Annotated in this window: 18 protein-coding genes; 13 read left to right on the top strand and 5 right to left on the bottom strand. The window is 32.6% G+C overall.

Annotated elements, in window-relative coordinates; genetic code table 11:
• The first annotated feature begins 138 nt into the window (after positions 1 to 138).
• The 6 genes from BED47_RS12380 to BED47_RS23735 all read left to right on the top strand — a co-directional run bounded on the left by BED47_RS12380 (position 139) and on the right by BED47_RS23735 (position 4,279).
• Positions 139 to 549, top strand: coding sequence for a hypothetical protein (locus BED47_RS12380; RefSeq protein WP_069033925.1), 411 nt, complete (start codon positions 139 to 141; stop codon positions 547 to 549).
• A 1-nt stretch (position 550) separates the two neighbouring features.
• Positions 551 to 1,228, top strand: a complete 678-nt coding sequence (locus tag BED47_RS12375; protein WP_069033924.1) for a PspA/IM30 family protein — start codon at positions 551 to 553, stop codon at positions 1,226 to 1,228.
• Positions 1,229 to 1,378: 150 nt separating this feature from the next.
• On the top strand, positions 1,379 to 2,053 hold the full coding sequence (locus BED47_RS12370) for a response regulator transcription factor (protein WP_069033936.1): 675 nt from the start codon (positions 1,379 to 1,381) through the stop codon (positions 2,051 to 2,053).
• Entirely contained in the window at positions 2,043 to 3,488 is a 1,446-nt protein-coding gene (locus BED47_RS12365) for a sensor histidine kinase (RefSeq protein ID WP_084006897.1), read from the top strand. The genes BED47_RS12370 and BED47_RS12365 overlap by 11 nt, the downstream gene beginning before the upstream one ends.
• A 119-nt stretch (positions 3,489 to 3,607) precedes the next feature.
• Positions 3,608 to 4,024 carry a methylglyoxal synthase gene (mgsA, locus tag BED47_RS12360; protein ID WP_056476125.1) on the top strand — a complete coding sequence of 139 codons (417 nt, stop codon included), beginning with the start codon at positions 3,608 to 3,610 and terminating at the stop codon, positions 4,022 to 4,024.
• Positions 4,025 to 4,114: 90 nt separating this feature from the next.
• Positions 4,115 to 4,279: a hypothetical protein gene (locus tag BED47_RS23735; protein ID WP_175403494.1), complete on the top strand. Its 165-nt coding sequence runs from the start codon at positions 4,115 to 4,117 to the stop codon at positions 4,277 to 4,279.
• 45 nt (positions 4,280 to 4,324) lie between these two features.
• On the opposite strand, the gene BED47_RS12355 is transcribed toward BED47_RS23735, so the two are convergent.
• Entirely contained in the window at positions 4,325 to 5,407 is a 1,083-nt protein-coding gene (locus BED47_RS12355) for a copper resistance D family protein (protein WP_069033923.1), read from the bottom strand.
• Positions 5,404 to 5,946, bottom strand: a complete 543-nt coding sequence (locus BED47_RS12350; RefSeq protein ID WP_069033922.1) for a copper resistance CopC family protein — start codon at positions 5,944 to 5,946, stop codon at positions 5,404 to 5,406. The genes BED47_RS12355 and BED47_RS12350 overlap by 4 nt, the downstream gene beginning before the upstream one ends.
• A 330-nt stretch (positions 5,947 to 6,276) precedes the next feature.
• On the opposite strand from BED47_RS12350, the gene BED47_RS12345 reads away from it, so the two are divergent.
• Together BED47_RS12345 and BED47_RS12340 are read left to right on the top strand one after the other, a co-directional pair.
• Positions 6,277 to 7,641, top strand: coding sequence for an alkaline phosphatase (locus tag BED47_RS12345; protein WP_069033921.1), 1,365 nt, complete (start codon positions 6,277 to 6,279; stop codon positions 7,639 to 7,641).
• A 64-nt stretch (positions 7,642 to 7,705) separates the two neighbouring features.
• Positions 7,706 to 8,377: a hypothetical protein gene (locus BED47_RS12340; RefSeq protein ID WP_069033920.1), complete on the top strand. Its 672-nt coding sequence runs from the start codon at positions 7,706 to 7,708 to the stop codon at positions 8,375 to 8,377.
• A gap of 587 nt (positions 8,378 to 8,964) precedes the next feature.
• Here BED47_RS12340 and BED47_RS12335 read toward each other — a convergent pair.
• Positions 8,965 to 9,330 (bottom strand): winged helix-turn-helix transcriptional regulator, encoded by a 366-nt coding sequence (locus BED47_RS12335; RefSeq protein ID WP_069033919.1) that lies wholly within the window; start codon positions 9,328 to 9,330, stop codon positions 8,965 to 8,967.
• Positions 9,331 to 9,734: 404 nt separating this feature from the next.
• Here BED47_RS12335 and BED47_RS12330 point away from each other — a divergent pair, with 404 nt between their 5' ends.
• The 3 genes from BED47_RS12330 to BED47_RS12320 all read left to right on the top strand — a co-directional run bounded on the left by BED47_RS12330 (position 9,735) and on the right by BED47_RS12320 (position 13,466).
• On the top strand, positions 9,735 to 10,937 hold the full coding sequence (locus BED47_RS12330) for an MFS transporter (RefSeq protein WP_069033918.1): 1,203 nt from the start codon (positions 9,735 to 9,737) through the stop codon (positions 10,935 to 10,937).
• A gap of 37 nt (positions 10,938 to 10,974) precedes the next feature.
• Complete coding sequence (locus tag BED47_RS12325; protein WP_069033917.1) at positions 10,975 to 11,805, top strand: aldo/keto reductase; 831 nt, start codon at positions 10,975 to 10,977, stop codon at positions 11,803 to 11,805.
• Positions 11,806 to 12,581: 776 nt separating this feature from the next.
• On the top strand, positions 12,582 to 13,466 hold the full coding sequence (locus tag BED47_RS12320) for a TVP38/TMEM64 family protein (RefSeq protein WP_254664598.1): 885 nt from the start codon (positions 12,582 to 12,584) through the stop codon (positions 13,464 to 13,466).
• A 120-nt stretch (positions 13,467 to 13,586) separates the two neighbouring features.
• On the opposite strand, the gene BED47_RS12315 is transcribed toward BED47_RS12320, so the two are convergent.
• Both BED47_RS12315 and BED47_RS12310 read right to left on the bottom strand, forming a co-directional pair.
• A complete protein-coding gene (locus BED47_RS12315; RefSeq protein WP_069033916.1) occupies positions 13,587 to 13,895 on the bottom strand; it encodes a DUF4870 domain-containing protein in 309 nt (102 codons plus the stop codon).
• A gap of 110 nt (positions 13,896 to 14,005) precedes the next feature.
• A complete protein-coding gene (locus BED47_RS12310; RefSeq protein ID WP_069033915.1) occupies positions 14,006 to 14,650 on the bottom strand; it encodes a TVP38/TMEM64 family protein in 645 nt (214 codons plus the stop codon).
• Positions 14,651 to 14,825: 175 nt separating this feature from the next.
• Here BED47_RS12310 and BED47_RS12305 point away from each other — a divergent pair, with 175 nt between their 5' ends.
• Both BED47_RS12305 and BED47_RS12300 read left to right on the top strand, forming a co-directional pair.
• Entirely contained in the window at positions 14,826 to 15,212 is a 387-nt protein-coding gene (locus tag BED47_RS12305; protein ID WP_069033914.1) for a DoxX family protein, read from the top strand.
• A gap of 173 nt (positions 15,213 to 15,385) precedes the next feature.
• Positions 15,386 to 15,853 (top strand): DinB family protein, encoded by a 468-nt coding sequence (locus BED47_RS12300; RefSeq protein ID WP_069033913.1) that lies wholly within the window; start codon positions 15,386 to 15,388, stop codon positions 15,851 to 15,853.
• The last annotated feature ends 95 nt before the right edge of the window (positions 15,854 to 15,948 follow it).

Genomic DNA, 15,948 nt, shown 5'->3' with positions numbered 1-15,948 from the left:
AGAAAAAGAGATAGGAATGCAGATGAAAATCTGTTACCTATCTTTTTTTATGAACAAAATTAATTTTTGGTTTTCACCATAATTTCACCATCCTCTATTAGAATTCAATTTATTAAGAAATGAGAGGAGGGAAATAACATGAATAAAAGAGTAAAGAGAATATTTACGTGGGTCTCTATAACTGCAGTTTTTGTTTTAGGGGTACACTTTTTTCTTAGATTACTAGGTGGCTTTCATGAAAGACGTTTTGCTGATCAACATTCAATGTACATGGATAGAGGCGGTCGAAACGAATTTAGATCACATCAGATAATGCATGGTCCACACCATTTTCATGATTTTTCTTGGATTGGTTTAGTATTATTCCTTTTAATCGCAATTGCGGTAGTGACTTTTATCTTTAAAAAGTTAGTTAAAAAGGGACAAGCTAGCCAGGTTAATCAAATTTCATTAGATACAACTAGTTTTAATACACCTATAAACAGAACAAACGCAGACTTATTGGATAAATGGGAAAAAAATCTATTGTCAAAAAAGGAGAATAAATAAAATGGGCATTTTTAAAAGAATGAAATCAATATCATTGGCTAAAGTGAATGGAGCATTGGATGGTTTAGAAGATCCAATCTCAATGTTAAATCAATATATTAGAGAAATGGAAGAAGATCTTTTGAAAGGTCAGGAAGCACTCTCTCGTCAAATCTATCTAGAGAATAAGCAAAAAGCATTGATTTTAGAGACAGAAGGGCTGGTAAACAAAAGAAGTGGACAAGCTAAGCTAGCAGTTGAAAATGGTGAAGATTCCATTGCAAAACTGGCAATACAGGAAAAACTTGTTCATGAAAAACAGTTAAGTCTCTATACAGAGCAACTAAATACAATTCAAAATCAAACTCAGTCACTTTATGAAAAATTAGATGAACTGAAAGGTAAATATGATGAATATCTGCATAAGAGACTGTTACTAGTTTCTAGAGCAAATATTGCAAAATCAATTAAACAAATTCAACAAACATCTGTTTCATTTAATTCAGAAACAATCGCAAATGGCATATCACGTGCAGAAGATCGAATACTTATGATGGAGGCAGAAGTACAAGCTCAAAATAAATTTGCATATCATACTAACCTATCTAATGGATATAAAGATAACGTAATGAGTGAAGAAGTAGAAGAAGAGCTACAAAAGCTAAAACAGCTAAAACAGCATGCTGTGGAAACTGCGTAAGGTCATGATCTAAAAGAAATATAGGGGAGCACCGTATTAATTAACGGGTGCTTCCTTTTATTTTATAATTGATTTGAAAATGGAAAAGATGAAGAAGATAACCGAAAAAAAATAGAGATACTTATATAAAACGAGGGAGTATTTTTGATGATGAATATACTAGTAGCTGAAGATGATTTGAAACTCGGTGAGCTAATCAGTTATATGTTAAAGAAAAAAGCAGGTTATAAAGTGGAATGGGTTACAGAGGGAGAAGAAGCCTACTATTACTCTACAAACAGTCATTATGATGTATTAGTATTAGATTGGATGATGCCAGGTGGAACAGGAATAGAAGTGTGTCGTAGGTTACGCAAAGAAGGATATTCAGGAGCGATTTTAATCCTTACGGCTAAAGACGCCCTAGAGGACCGCATTGTAGGACTGGACTCAGGAGCTGATGATTATTTAGTTAAACCTTTTGAAATTGATGAGCTACTTGCTCGATTAAGAGCGCTTTCTAGACGTAATTATGCTCCTATATTAGAGGAAGAAATTATTATTAGTGATATGATTCTTAATCGTACAAGCCAATCAATCAGAGGTGGAGATACTGAAATTCAATTAAGCCCTCGCGAATTTCAATTAGTTGATTTTTTAATACAAAATAAAGGGCAAGTATTACCTCGTGAAATTATTTTGGAGCGGGTATGGGGTTTTGATTCAGATGTTGCAATGAAAACGATTGATGCCACTGTTAAACTTCTTCGAAAGAAACTAGATTTGCTTGGTAAACAAGATTTGCTACAAAGCATTAGAGGGGTAGGATATAAATTTGATAACTAATCTTATTTCTTCTTTACGTGATTTTCGAAATCGCGGAGGTAGAGATGTTTTTAAGCGTACGCAAAATCGCCTAACGATACTATATAGCGGACTTGTTATGCTTTTTCTAATTATATTCATCATCATCGTCTTTGCAGCGTTATATGTAGTCATAATGAATGATCAAAGACGTACAGTGGAATCATTGGCTAGTCAAGAAGCAAAGATTATCGAAAACTATATGATTCAAAATCAACAAGGAAACCTCCAGGATGATGACAAAGAGGTAGTTTTAGCAGGTGTCGATCAATTTTTTTATTATGTCGTTAATCCAAATGGTGAATTAATAATGGGACAGGAGGATATCCCACAAATAAGGTCAAGGCTGTTTGGGCAAATAAAAGATTGGATTCCTAAAGGAAATGAAACACGAAAGGTAAAAATTAAATTAGAACATGAAGAGTTTGAAAAGGACATGAGAAAATTCCATGATCATGAAATACATGTTCCTTCAAATCGAAAAGAGATTAGTTTGATGGTATCAGGTAAACCACTATTTTATAAGGGAGATTTCATCGGTACGATCTATGTTGGAAAAGATATTTCAGATGTTTACCATTTATTTAAATTTGTTGTCATCATATTGGTTGGCTTAACAATCGTATTTTCTGGAGTTGCACTATATATCAGTTTTTTTATGTCAAAAAAAGCGATGATTCCTATCTTTAAATCATTTAACCGACAACGCGAATTTGTTGCAGATGCTTCTCATGAATTAAGAACACCATTAAGCGTTTTGTTATCGTCGATAGATGCAATGGAAATGACGATTGATACAGAGAAAGATGATTTTTCTCGAAAGCTTTTATTTAATATGAAAGACGAAGTAAAAAGGATGACAAACTTAGTCAGCGGATTATTAACTTTAGCTCGTTCAGACTCAGATCAAGTTGAAATTAAATTAGAAAAGTTTGAGTTTCGCTCCATTGCAGAAAAGGCGATAGGATCTCTACAACCGTTAGCTGCATCTAAACAAATCAATTTAAACTTAACTGCTTCAGAGAATGTAATCGCTGAGGGAGACTCTGAAAAGTTATCACAGCTCTTATATATATTAATAGATAATGGGATTAAGTATACGCCAATTGGAGGAGAGGTTCAGTTAGTTCTTTCGAATAAAGAAAATGAACTATGTATTCAAGTAACAGATACTGGTATTGGGATTAAACCGGAGGACCACGCCCGAATATTTGATCGTTTTTATCGATCAGATAAAGCTAGATCTAGACAAATTGGTAGCCATGGTTTAGGCTTGGCAATTGCAAAATGGATCGTGGAAATTCATAATGGAACTATTCAAGTAAATAGTGAAGTTGGAAAAGGAAGTACGTTTACTATTCGGATTCCAACTTCTAATATGAGTAGTAAAAAGACATATGCCACAAGAGTAGAATAACCGATACAAAGAAGTAAAAAATATAAATGGTAAATTTGAATGGCGTATTTCCCAATGTTTAAAAAGAACAATTGCCGAAATTGGAAATCCATTTTTCCTAAAAGAGAGGAATGTTGACGTTGAAAATTGCTTTCATTGCACACGATCAAAAGAAAAAAGATTTAGTAAATTTTGCAATGGCATATGAATCTATCTTATCAAAACATGAATTATATTCAACAGGAACAACTGGAACAAAAATAATGGAAAATACAAATTTAAAAATACACCGATTTAATTCTGGACCACTAGGGGGAGATCAAGAAATCGGTGCCTTAATAGCTAAGAATTTGATGGATATTGTAATCTTCTTTCGCGATCCACTCACAGCGCAACCACATGAACCGGATATTTTGGCTTTAATTCGTTTATGTGATGTTTACTCAATTCCTTTAGCAACAAACATGGGAACAGCAGAAATTTTAATTCATGGTTTAGAGCGAGGGGACTTAAAGTGGAGAAACATCGTACATGATAAACAAATTCGAGAAAGATAAGCAAAAAATCCTAAAAAAGATGTAGTAATCGAATAATTAACTTTGATGAAGGAAATAGTAATTCTAGTTCAGTTGAAAAGGAGGTTTATCATGGATAATCAAGGATTTGGACATACACATGATACAGGTGAAACAGTTATGATCTCGGGCTACTATACTGACGCAGACGGGGAGCATATTGAATTAGAAGCAGGACAAAAGTTCCCTAATTGCCCTAAATCAGGAAAACCAACTAAATGGAGACATGGAAGTTAAGATAGAAATTCAGTAAAAAAAGATTGTACTATGTACAATCTTTTTTTACTGAACAAATACGCTATACATTAGTCCAAGATACATTGTAAACAAAAAGCAAAGACTAAATGTAATTGGTAACATGATTTTTGTCTTTTTCATAAAGCTGATGACTAGTAATACTAGGAAGATGATCGACATACTCATTAACATCGTTCCTTCAACCGTAAAACTAAAAGCTATTCTAATAGGTAAAGTAATATCAATCCCCATAATCCATTCAATCCATTTAGATGGACCCTCATTTTGCAAAGTTAAATTAATATTATGCGGTGGAGATTTAGTACCCATTATAGCTGTAAAAAAGAATACAATTATGATGGTAATATACTCTGCTTTTAACCAACTACGAATATTACTCGAAGGGCCTTCAGCGGACTTTCTCATTAGTACACCATTGAAAAAAGCAAAAAACAATACTGGAATGATGCTGATGTGCTTCAAGACTAACATCTGTCCATAAGGAAGCAACCAAGCATTTGTATAGTCTTTTAATTTAACGACTTCTAGCATTAAGACTACACCACTAATAAATATAATAACAACACATATGATGGCTAAAGGTGTAAACCATTTTAAGAAACGACCATAGTTATTAGTGTCCTTAGCTAGCCAAGTGACGTTAAATAGAATTCCACTCCAAATAGAAACCATTAGAAAATGACTACTTTGAAAGATAAAACCCGTCCAAAAATTCATAGAGGTTATATGACCAGCATAACCGATACTTAAAATCATCATAAATAGCCAAAAGAAATTAAAAAACTTTTTACCATCGCTATAAATATTAATGACAAGCATAATGGCAAACATACTCGAGTAAATCCATGCATTACCAACAGCTGTTTTTATGAAAACAGAATAAAGGGCTGTTTTAAGATGAACATCATCTAAGAAAAAAGTAATAATTCGTAGAGCAGGAAATAGTGAAAAGAATAATATGCCGACAATAACTAAATAAACAGCACCTTTCGAAATTCTGATTGTTGGTTTTTTATCTGACGGTACAAAATCTAAAACAAACTTTCCTGCTAATATCGAATAAAGGATATATGTTATGAACTCCGTGATTGGAACAATATAACTCATTTTCTATTCCAAAGAACAACTCCACCAACCATTAACGCGATTCCAAAAAGCCCAATTGCGATTAATGGAATAAGATATTTAGATCTTTCTTTTTTAGGAGTAGCCTCTTTTTGTTTTTCTTTAGCTGGCGTTTGATCCTTAACTGCTTTGTCAGTTGTTTTACTTTCAGTTGTCGTTTTAGTTTCAACTTGCTTCAATTGCACTTTGAATGGAATTTGACCTGTTACTGGATGACCATCTTCACTTACAACTTTCCACTCAATCTTATAATCACCATTTTCTAGATCGTTTGGTAAATCAGCAATTAATTTATTCTCTTTAACTTGCACATTTGTAACAGCTGTAGCAGTTCCAGCTTTATACAATTTGATCGTACCTAATTGCTCAAGTGCTTCTTCAAATTCAAGCGTAATTTGTTTAATTGGTTCAGTGATTATTTGCCCATTTGATGGATAAGAAGAAACAAGCTTGGTATGGGCACTCGCCATAGATGGGAATAAAAATAGCAGTAAAATAATAATTGATAAACCTTTTTTCATATAAATCTCCTTCTTTGTGTAAAATTCGTGCTTAATTTAATATAATGTAAAACCTTGTGATTATGAAATATTATTGTTTTAGTTAAATTAACCACTCTATTCAATTAGATAGTTTAGTTCAAAAATGTGATGTATTTGTGAAGAAGACGGAACTAGTCAGTTTATATTTGAATGCTAAGAAAAGTTGTGGTTGGTTTTAATTAAGAAAATTAATATAGTAAAAACAATTCTTAATACTCTATTTACAGAACCTCCAAAGTAAATTAATAAAATTTCATTAAAATTAAGAGGTGAAATCTAATGAAATTTTAATTTTTAGGGGGTTTTTTTATGTTCAGAAACAAACTTAAGAAAAAGTTAATTCCAGTGGCGGTGCTTTCAACAATGGCATTTGGTTCGTTTATTGGCTCATTTGCAAATCATAAAGTACAAGCTAAGGAAACAAACAAGAATGAAATCAGAAATGTAATCTTTTTAATTGGAGATGGAATGGGTGTATCATACACGACTGCCTATCGTTATTTAAAAGATAATCCAAAAACAAATGTAGTAGAACAAACAGAATTCGATCATTACTTAGTAGGGCAACAAATGACATATCCTGAGGATCCAAAGCAAAATATTACTGACTCTGCAGCAGCGGCAACAGCTATGTCAGCGGGAGTTAAAACATATAATGCTGCAATAGGCGTAGATAATGATGGCTCAAGTGTAAAAACAGTACTAGAGGCTGCAAAGGAAAAAGGAAAAGCAACAGGGCTTGTAGCTACTTCAGAAATTACACATGCTACACCGGCGTCTTATGGAGCTCACGATGTAAGTCGTAAAAATATGAATGCAATTGCAGATGATTATTATGATGAACTAATTAAAGGTGGACATAAAATAGATGTCATGCTTGGTGGCGGATTAAGTAATTTTGTACGAGAAGACCGTGATTTAACAAAGCAATTTAAAAAAGATGGCTACTCTTATGTAACGAATAAAAATCAAATGTTAAATGATAAAAATAATAAAATGTTAGGCTTATTCGCACCAGGTGGAATGCCGAAAATGATCGATCGTGATGATTCAATGCCATCATTAAACGATATGACAAATACAGCTATTAATAAATTAAGTAGAGATAAAGATGGCTTCTTTTTAATGGTAGAAGGTAGTCAAATTGATTGGGCTGGACATGACAATGATATTGTAGCAGCTATGAGTGAAATGGAAGATTTTGAAAAAGCATTTAAAGCTGCAATCGCATTTGCTAAAAAGGACAAGCATACATTAGTCGTTGCAACAGCTGACCACTCAACAGGTGGCTATTCTATCGGTGCAAAAGGTGATTACAATTGGTACGGTGCACCGATTGCTGCAGCTAAACGTACGCCAGATTTCATGGCTGAACAAATTAGTAAAGGTGCAGAAGTAGAAAAAACATTAAAATCGAATATTAACTTAGAATTGAAGCCTGAAGAAATTCAATCTGTTAAAAAAGCAGCAGAGTCAAAAAATATGGTAGAGATTGATAATGCAATCGAAGCAATTTTTGATAACCGTTCAGTAACTGGTTGGACTACTGGTGGTCATACAGGTGAAGACGTAAATGTTTATGCATATGGACCTGGCAGCCAATTATTTGCAGGGAAAATTGATAATACTGACCAAGCAAAAAACATCTTTAGAATATTAAAGAATGGTAAATAAGTAATAAATCAGATCCCGTTAAATGAACTTATTTAACGGGATTTAAGGATGAAAGGGGATTTAGATGAAAAAATTGATTCCATTTATTTTACTTTCTTTAATGCTTTCAGGATGTAGCTTAGTTCAGAAAGAGAAAACAACTGCTTCAGCAGAGAATATAAAAAAGGTCTCTACAATCTCTAAAAGCCGAGCAAAGTCTTTAAACGATGTATATGTTCCTAATCCACAGGTTTCAGATGATACGGGTTTACTCCTTAAAGGTCAAACACTTAAAGATGATAAAGGAGAAGTTACTTTAGAGGGCATTGCTTCATTAAATGAGTCCTATTCAATTGGTCCAATTGAAATGAAACTTAAACAGATTAAGCTGATTAAAAACTTACCGACCTATTCTTTAATGGATTATTTTCATTATTATACAGAAAGCTATGAAAGTTTTCGATTCATTAAGGTAGAGGTAGAAATCATTAATCACTCGAATAAACAATTACACTTTGGTCCAGTTGCCCATTTGATGACGAGTAATAATGAAGTAAAGGAATTTAAAGATGACTTCTATATTGAATATTTAGGTGGGGAAATGAGTCCTAATAGTTCAAAGCAAGGAGCAATGGGATTTATAGTTGATCATACGGATCCTAGCTTGAAATGGATTGAGCTAACAACTAGCGATGTATTGGATAATCAGCATAAAGTAATTGCGAAAGCACAAAAAATAAAAGTTAATTTTAATTAGATTGCAGATAAAAACTCCTTTCATTTAGAAGGAGTTTTTTCACGCTATTGAAAAACAATTTTGTCAATTAAATTACCAAATTTTCGTAAAAGGAGTAGAGTGATGTTGATTTCCACTACTGGATGCTCGCTTTCCATGGGGCGAGATTCTTTAGCCTCCTCGGCAAGCCTGCGGGGTCTCAGCCTTCCCGCTTATCCCATAGGAGTCGAGCACCCCTCCGTTCCAATCAACTTATTCATCAAAAAAAGTCTCTGCAATAAATACTAATCAAATAGCCTTTACTAAAGTAACCTAACAGTTGTTTATTAATCAGTTTGTAGGTCAATTAATATCGAACATTATTTAAACTAAACTAATCAATTGAATTTGTTTTTCTAAAAATTAGCTCATAATTTTTTAACTTCTGAAAAAAATCATTACTTGTGTTATTAGAATCATGAAATTGCTCAAACATATTAACATTTAAAACCATTAAAAATGATAATTTCATCATTAAATAATGTTCATTTAATGTCTGTTTCCCCTATTAACCATTTTATATTTCAACACTCTTAAAAAAACTCCTTTCAATAGAAGGAGTTTTTATTTTATAGAGTTACTTCATCCTCAACTGGTGGAAGAAGTACGTCATTTTTATTAGGATACATTGTTTCAATATGGTTTTCTCCCCAAGTGCACAGTAGATCTAATACTTCTTTTAAAGACCATCCGTAATCCGTTAAGGAATATTCCACTTTTGGAGGAACCTGATTAAATACTTTTCGATGAACGATATTGTCTTCTTGTAATTCTTTCAGTTGTTGAGTTAACATTTTTTGGGTAATGTTCGGCATTAACTTTTTTAACTGAGAAGTTCTTTTCGTCCCTTTTGTCAAATGACAAAGAATTACTACCTTCCATTTACCACCAATTACATCTAATGAAGCTTCAACCGGAATATTGTATTTTTTCATTTTCTCCTCTCCCTCATTCATATTTAAACAAAACGACCTATGCAACATATTTTTAATGATTAAAATATCATAACATTCTCTTCGCAAACTGTGTAGTTTCAAGTCTGTTAAAAAACTTTTTGTAATTTTTTCTCTGTTTTAAGCCTTTATTCTCTTAAATGTTACTAAAAAGTAACTATATCACTTCAAAGTACATACTTCTCTAACTTATTCCTATCGCTCATAATGACAAATAGTTAATTGATTAACAAACATTTACTAAAAAGTATTTTTATAAAGAAACGTTGATCATTTTACTATTCCATTTCATTTATGTTTTGAATGACAATGAGACTTTATTCAGGCGCCACGTCTCTTGTATTCAAACTAATCATAAAAAATAACAATAACAAGGAGGATTCTCTATGAGTTCAACCGCTGCTTCAATTGAGATGCAAGAGAAAAAAAGTGGCACTCCTGCGTTAATGGCTCTTGCCATTAGTGCATTTGGTATCGGAACAACCGAATTTGTTCCCGTTGGTTTATTATCAACTCTTGCTGGTGATTTGAACATTTCAATCACTTTAGCGGGATTATTAATTTCTGTATATGCGATGGGTGTTGCATTTGGAGCACCAATTTTAACCGCATTAACAAACAAAATTGGTCGAAAATCGTTACTAATGCTATTAATGGTTATTTTTATCATAGGAAATAGTGTTGCTGCTTTTTCAACTAGTTTTGGTTTATTGTTAGTTGCTCGAATCATTACTTCATTTTCACATGGTGTATTCTTCTCAATCGGTTCAACAATTGCCGCCGATGTAGTGCCTGAAAACAAACGTGCAAGTGCGATTGCATTTATGTTTACAGGTTTGACTGTTGCGACTGTAACAGGTGTTCCATTAGGCACGTTTATTGGTCAACATTTTGGATGGAGATCAACTTTTGGAGCTGTAGCATTACTAGGTGTTATAGCAATCATTGCAATTGCAATACTAGTTCCAAAAACAATTAAACAGCCACCGGCATCAAAATTTAGTGATAACCTGAAAGTTTTAAAAAATGGACCATTACTTTTAGCTTTTGCTATTACAGCATTAGGATATGGAGGTACTTTTGTAGCATTCACATACTTGTCACCAATCCTTGAAAATATTACCGGCTTTGCTCCAAACTCTGTAAGTATTATCTTACTTGTTTATGGAATTGCAGTAGCACTTGGTAACACGATCGGTGGAAAAGCGGCTAATAAAAATCCTTTAAAAGCATTAACGTGGATGTTTGCCGTTCAAGCGATTGTTCTCATCATTCTATCGTTTACGGCTCCATTTAAACTAGTAGGAATTGTAACGATTTTCTTTTTAGGCTTGCTTGCTTTTATGAATGTACCTGGTCTACAAATTTATGTTGTGAAATTAGCTGAGAAGTATGTCCCATCTGCAGTAGATATTGCATCAGCGTTAAATATAGCAGCATTCAACGTAGGTATTGCAATTGGAGCATTTATTGGTGGTTTAGTCGTTGATACAATTGGCTTGATTCATACACCGTGGATAGGTGGAATCATGGTATTAGGAGCAGTTCTGCTAAGTATATGGAGCGCTTCTTTAGAAAAGAAAAAGTAAATTTTAAAAAATAAAATAGATAAAAGGAGAAATAAAAATGAATAATTTAGTTAAGTTAAATAATGGTTTAGAAATGCCAGTTATAGGGTTAGGAGTTTTCCAAGTAGAAGACGGACAAGTCGTAATTGATTCTGTAAAAGCTGCAATACGTAATGGCTACCGTAGTATCGATACTGCAGCGATCTATCAAAACGAAGAAGGTGTAGGGCAAGGGATTAGAGAAGCTCTTGAAGAAAATGATCTTAAACGAGAAGACTTATTTATTACTTCAAAGGTTTGGAATGCCGATCTAGGCTACCAATCAACTATCGATGCTTTTGAATTAAGTTTGAAAAAACTAGGTCTTGATTATTTAGACCTATATTTAATCCACTGGCCAGTTGAAGGTAAATATGTTGAATCATGGAAAGCACTTGAAACACTATATAAAAACGGAAAAGTAAAAGCAATTGGAATGAGTAACTTCCAAATTCACCACTTGAAAGAAGTCATGGCGCATGCTGAAATAATGCCTATGATTAATCAAGTTGAATTACACCCAATGCTAAGTCAAGTTGAACTAAGAGAATTTTTAAAAGAAAATTCAATTCAAGTAGAAGCGTGGGCTCCATTAATGCAAGGACAATTATTTGAAAACGAAACCTTATCACAAATAGCAAACAAACATAATAAATCAATTGCTCAAGTTGTATTACGTTGGCATTTACAAAACGGTGTAGTAATCATACCAAAATCAATCAAAGAACACCGCATTCAAGAAAACGCAAATATTTTTGATTTTGAACTAACAGAAGAAGATATGAACCAAATTAACTCACTGAACCAAAATCTTCGTGTTGGCCCAGACCCTGACAATTTTGATTTCTAATTTTAAAAAAGTAAACGACTGTCAAACCTTTGACAGTCGTTTTTAGAGTGTTGAAATATAAAATGGTCAAAAGTATAGTAAGTGAATTGATAATTAATTCATTTTTAGATTTCTTAATAATGATTTTAAATGTTAGTTGTTTAAGCAGTTTTATAATATCAACGAACTCTAGTAATTGTTTATTCCGGAGAAGTAAAAATATTTGAGGGCTAATTTTTAAATGATTATTTTAATACTCTGATGTTATATCTAAATTTATCTATAAACCCATTATCAAACTGTTATGATACTCTAAGTAAAGGATTTTAGATTGGTTTTTTAGAGTAACCTTTCTTTTGATGAATAAGTTGATTGGAGCGGAGGGGTGCTCGACTCCTATGGGATATGCGGGAAGGCTGAGACCCCACAGGCTCGCCGAGGCGGCTCAGGTCTCGCCCCATGGAAAGCGAGCATCCCGGAGTGGAAATCAACATCACTAAGATTCCTTTACGAAAATTTGGTTATTAGTTGACAAGGTTGTTTTCAACAGCGTGTAAACGACTTTCAAATCTTTTTAAAAAAATTAATATATTCGATCTAAATCATAGAGGCATTTTGTACTAAGGGTCGAATATTCGAATATAACAATTTCAATTACAAAAACTTCCTCACCGTAAGACTTAAGACTTAGTAAGTTTAATACTTAAGTTCGTTTCAAATTATTTACAGTTTCGTTACGATAAACATAGTAGCGAAAAACATTGAACGGTCAAGCTGTAGTAGAGGAGTTGATTACTTTGAAGAAAGAGAATAAACAGTTTAATACGATGAAAGAACTTACGCTACACATAGTATTAGCTACAATATCGATCTTAATATTAGTCACTAGTTTACCTACTGTCGTAACGATCTATAAAATATCATTCATTTTTGCAATCATGGGAATTCTGCTACTAGATTTCTATCTAGTTGTCTCGAATCATAGAAAGTTTTTAAAGGTTACAAAAATAGCGCTAATTAGTTTACTACTTTGTATAGCAGTAGTTGGAATTGTATTTTATGCTAGTCAATTTCTAGTATTTATAGATCAGTACGGAGTTGAGCGATTATTAACCAATCATATCGCAACTGCAAAATTACTATTTTTCTTAATCTGTTTATTTCAACCGATTTTTTTACCTTTACCAGAAGCACTTACTATTCCTGCTGGTAGTGCAGTAATTGGATCGTTTTCAGGAGCATTAATTGGATTTTTAGGTTCAACTTTAGGTATTGTCATTATGTATTTCTTAGCAAGAATAGGTGGACTTAAACTAGTTTCAAAGTTTGTTAAAGAAAGACAGTTAAAAAAATATCAGGAATATGTCAAAAAAAATGAAACAATTATATTAACTTTAATGTTTATCATTCCGATTTTACCAGATGAAATTATTTGTGTCGGGGCAGGAATTAGTAAAGTATCTTTCAAAAAGTTTCTATTAATTGCTTCGATTTCAAAATTAATTACATCATCTCTACTATCATACTCTGTCTATTTGGCTAAATTTTTCTCCTTAACAACATCGCAAATAGCTTTAACTAGCTCCATTGTAATTGCCTGCATCTTATCTTTATCATTTATAATTAAGAAATCAATTAAACGAACTAATTCAAAAGAAGCTTATGTTACCCAAAGTGAATAATAAAAAAAGGCAATGTAATGGTTTAACATTACATTGCCTTTTTACTTATTAAGAAAGTTTAAAATTGCATTTGTCGAAATTGAAAATTTCCTGAGAAATAATGTAGAAAACATGACGAATTTACATCAGCACTTTAATACCTTGAACAATATTCCATATAAAGACGATTAAATTAACAATGAATGCTAATATAAATCCACCTATAAGAGCAAAACCTGCACCGTCACCAAAAGTATTAAAAGTGAAAAGGGAAATAATCGCTAAAATAATAATTGTTAGAAATGGTAGGATATGTGAAAAAAATGCTCGTTTAGAATGCGATTTTAGTTGTTGATCCTTTGCGACGAAATAAACAATTATTGGGAATAAGAAAGGTGCGAAGAATACGCTAAAATAACATAATGAGGACAAAATCTTATTTGTTTCCATCTTTTTACCTCGGTTTCTTAAAAAATTCTAATTAATCTTAGTATAGTTTAATTTATATATAAAAATCGATTTATTTATTAATAATTTTTTAAAATACATATTGAAAAAGTTTAGGCTGAGAAATGTGTATCCTTTTTTTGTCTCTTTTTTAAAGAAATGAAAATGAAAAATCCGACTAAGATTGTAGCAGTAATACAGATTGTAATCCACGGTGAGCCAAGTAAGAAATTTCCGTATAACGTATAAAGAACTGCAATCGGAATATTACCAGCAAACACAATTGCTATATAGGACAAGTATTTCATATTAGTTGAGGCTGCGATGAAGCATGCACCATCTGTTGGAGCTAGTGGAGTGGCAACTGTTAAGAATAAGTATCTCTTTCGGTTCGAAATAATCTCTTCAAATAGAGAGGGATATTTATTCTCCATGAATTGCTGGATCGAATCACTAAAAATACTTCTACTTAATAAGTAAATAATTGTTTCTGTGATGGCCATTCCAATTAATGATAAGAGAATGGTTTCAAACGGGTGGAAAAACAAGCTACCTACTACAATTAATACAGAGCTCGGAATGAATAGAAAGATTCTTGCACAGAAAATTGCGACAAATAATAGCATCGGATTGAAGGAAGAATTAGCAATAAACTGTTTTATATCTTGCAATGATAAATGAAATAAATGATATCGAATTGCGAGTAGTAGCATTAAAATCCAAAAGCCGATTACAGTTAGTGGAACGACTTTTTTCATGATTCATGCTCTCCTTTTGAGTTAGAAAATCTTCTGTTATAGTATTCTATTCCTCAAAGACAAGAAAACTGATTCATTTTTAAAAATTTATAATAAAGGTCATATATATGTCAAAAAAAGAATAAAAATAATTATGCACTAAATATCTCAAATTAAAGAGAATTGAGGTGGAGATATGCTTGATGAAGGCCTATTAGTTATTAGACTTGTTTTAGGTATTATTTTATTAGGTCACGGGGTGCAGAAAGTATTTGGTTGGTTTGGTGGTTACGGTATTAAAGGAACTGGACAATGGCTAGAGTCGATTGGAATCAAACCTGGAGCATTTTTTGCTTTTATAACAGGAGTGGCAGAAGTTGTAGGTGGATTCTTTGTAGCGGCTGGGGTATATACAGAAATAGGTGCATGGTTGATAATAGTAGTGATGGCAGTAGCGGTAATAAAGGTTCATATAAAGAACGGATTCTGGAATAGTTCGAATGGATTTGAGTTTAATCTATTAATTATTGCAGCCGCAGTAGGGTTATTGCTCACTGGTCCAGGATCAATGGTATTATTTTAAGGCATTGATTGTTAATAAGACTGGAGGGAGTCTCACTATTGAGGCTCTTTTTTTGATTCTTAATGATCGTTTAAACAGTCATCTGTTCTATCGAGAAAACATCTTTTTCATGAAAAATATCCCTCATTCGTGATACGATCATTTTAGTAATAATATGATATGGAGGGATCAAGATGGCAGATGCTATTTTTGAACAACTTAGGTTTACAAGAGTTTATACATTGAAAGTTCTTAGTTCTGTTTCAAAAGAATCTGTAGATGTAATACCGGCAGGATTCAATAATAATATTCTTTGGAATGCAGGTCATGTGCTAGGGGCATATGAGCAATTACTTTATGCTAACACTGGTGATGCTGGCCAACTTTCAAAAGAATTCATTGATTTCTTCAAGGGTGGGACTAAACCAGGTGACTGGCAAGCAGAGCCACCATCATATGAGGAAATTGTTACTTTATTAGAACAGCAAGTTGAACAAGTTATTTCTACATATGAAGGACGTTTAGATGAAATCATTTTAAAAGAGATGAAACTAGGTAGTTTTGAAATAAAGACTGTTCGAGACATGATTAGCTTTAACATTTTCCATGAAGGGCTACATGCTGGATTAATAAACGGTTTAAAAAGATCACTTCGCCAGTAAAGTTATTTTTTGACTTTGTCCACACATTAAATCTAAGAGTTTATGCTCTTAGATTTTTTTGGTATAATCATGTTTAACAATTTGTCATTTTGATA

This window comes from Gottfriedia luciferensis, assembly GCF_001712755.1.
Classification (GTDB): domain Bacteria; phylum Bacillota; class Bacilli; order Bacillales; family Bacillaceae_G; genus Gottfriedia; species Gottfriedia luciferensis_B.
Note: the sequence above shows the minus strand (reverse complement) of the source record. Positions and strands in the feature narration are given on the sequence as shown.

Bases quoted from the DNA above. Each gene is read 5' to 3' on its own strand.
- BED47_RS12380 (WP_069033925.1), top strand. From the start codon at position 139: ATGAATAAAAGAGTAAAGAGAATATTTACGTGGGTCTCTATAACTGCA.
- BED47_RS12375 (WP_069033924.1), top strand. From the start codon at position 551: ATGGGCATTTTTAAAAGAATGAAATCAATATCATTGGCTAAAGTGAAT.
- BED47_RS12370 (WP_069033936.1), top strand. From the start codon at position 1,379: ATGAATATACTAGTAGCTGAAGATGATTTGAAACTCGGTGAGCTAATC.
- BED47_RS23735 (WP_175403494.1), top strand. From the start codon at position 4,115: ATGGATAATCAAGGATTTGGACATACACATGATACAGGTGAAACAGTT.
- BED47_RS12355 (WP_069033923.1), bottom strand. From the start codon at position 5,407: ATGAGTTATATTGTTCCAATCACGGAGTTCATAACATATATCCTTTAT.
- BED47_RS12350 (WP_069033922.1), bottom strand. From the start codon at position 5,946: ATGAAAAAAGGTTTATCAATTATTATTTTACTGCTATTTTTATTCCCA.
- BED47_RS12345 (WP_069033921.1), top strand. From the start codon at position 6,277: ATGTTCAGAAACAAACTTAAGAAAAAGTTAATTCCAGTGGCGGTGCTT.
- BED47_RS12340 (WP_069033920.1), top strand. From the start codon at position 7,706: ATGAAAAAATTGATTCCATTTATTTTACTTTCTTTAATGCTTTCAGGA.
- BED47_RS12335 (WP_069033919.1), bottom strand. From the start codon at position 9,330: ATGAAAAAATACAATATTCCGGTTGAAGCTTCATTAGATGTAATTGGT.
- BED47_RS12330 (WP_069033918.1), top strand. From the start codon at position 9,735: ATGAGTTCAACCGCTGCTTCAATTGAGATGCAAGAGAAAAAAAGTGGC.
- BED47_RS12325 (WP_069033917.1), top strand. From the start codon at position 10,975: ATGAATAATTTAGTTAAGTTAAATAATGGTTTAGAAATGCCAGTTATA.
- BED47_RS12315 (WP_069033916.1), bottom strand. From the start codon at position 13,895: ATGGAAACAAATAAGATTTTGTCCTCATTATGTTATTTTAGCGTATTC.
- BED47_RS12310 (WP_069033915.1), bottom strand. From the start codon at position 14,650: ATGAAAAAAGTCGTTCCACTAACTGTAATCGGCTTTTGGATTTTAATG.
- BED47_RS12305 (WP_069033914.1), top strand. From the start codon at position 14,826: ATGCTTGATGAAGGCCTATTAGTTATTAGACTTGTTTTAGGTATTATT.
- BED47_RS12300 (WP_069033913.1), top strand. From the start codon at position 15,386: ATGGCAGATGCTATTTTTGAACAACTTAGGTTTACAAGAGTTTATACA.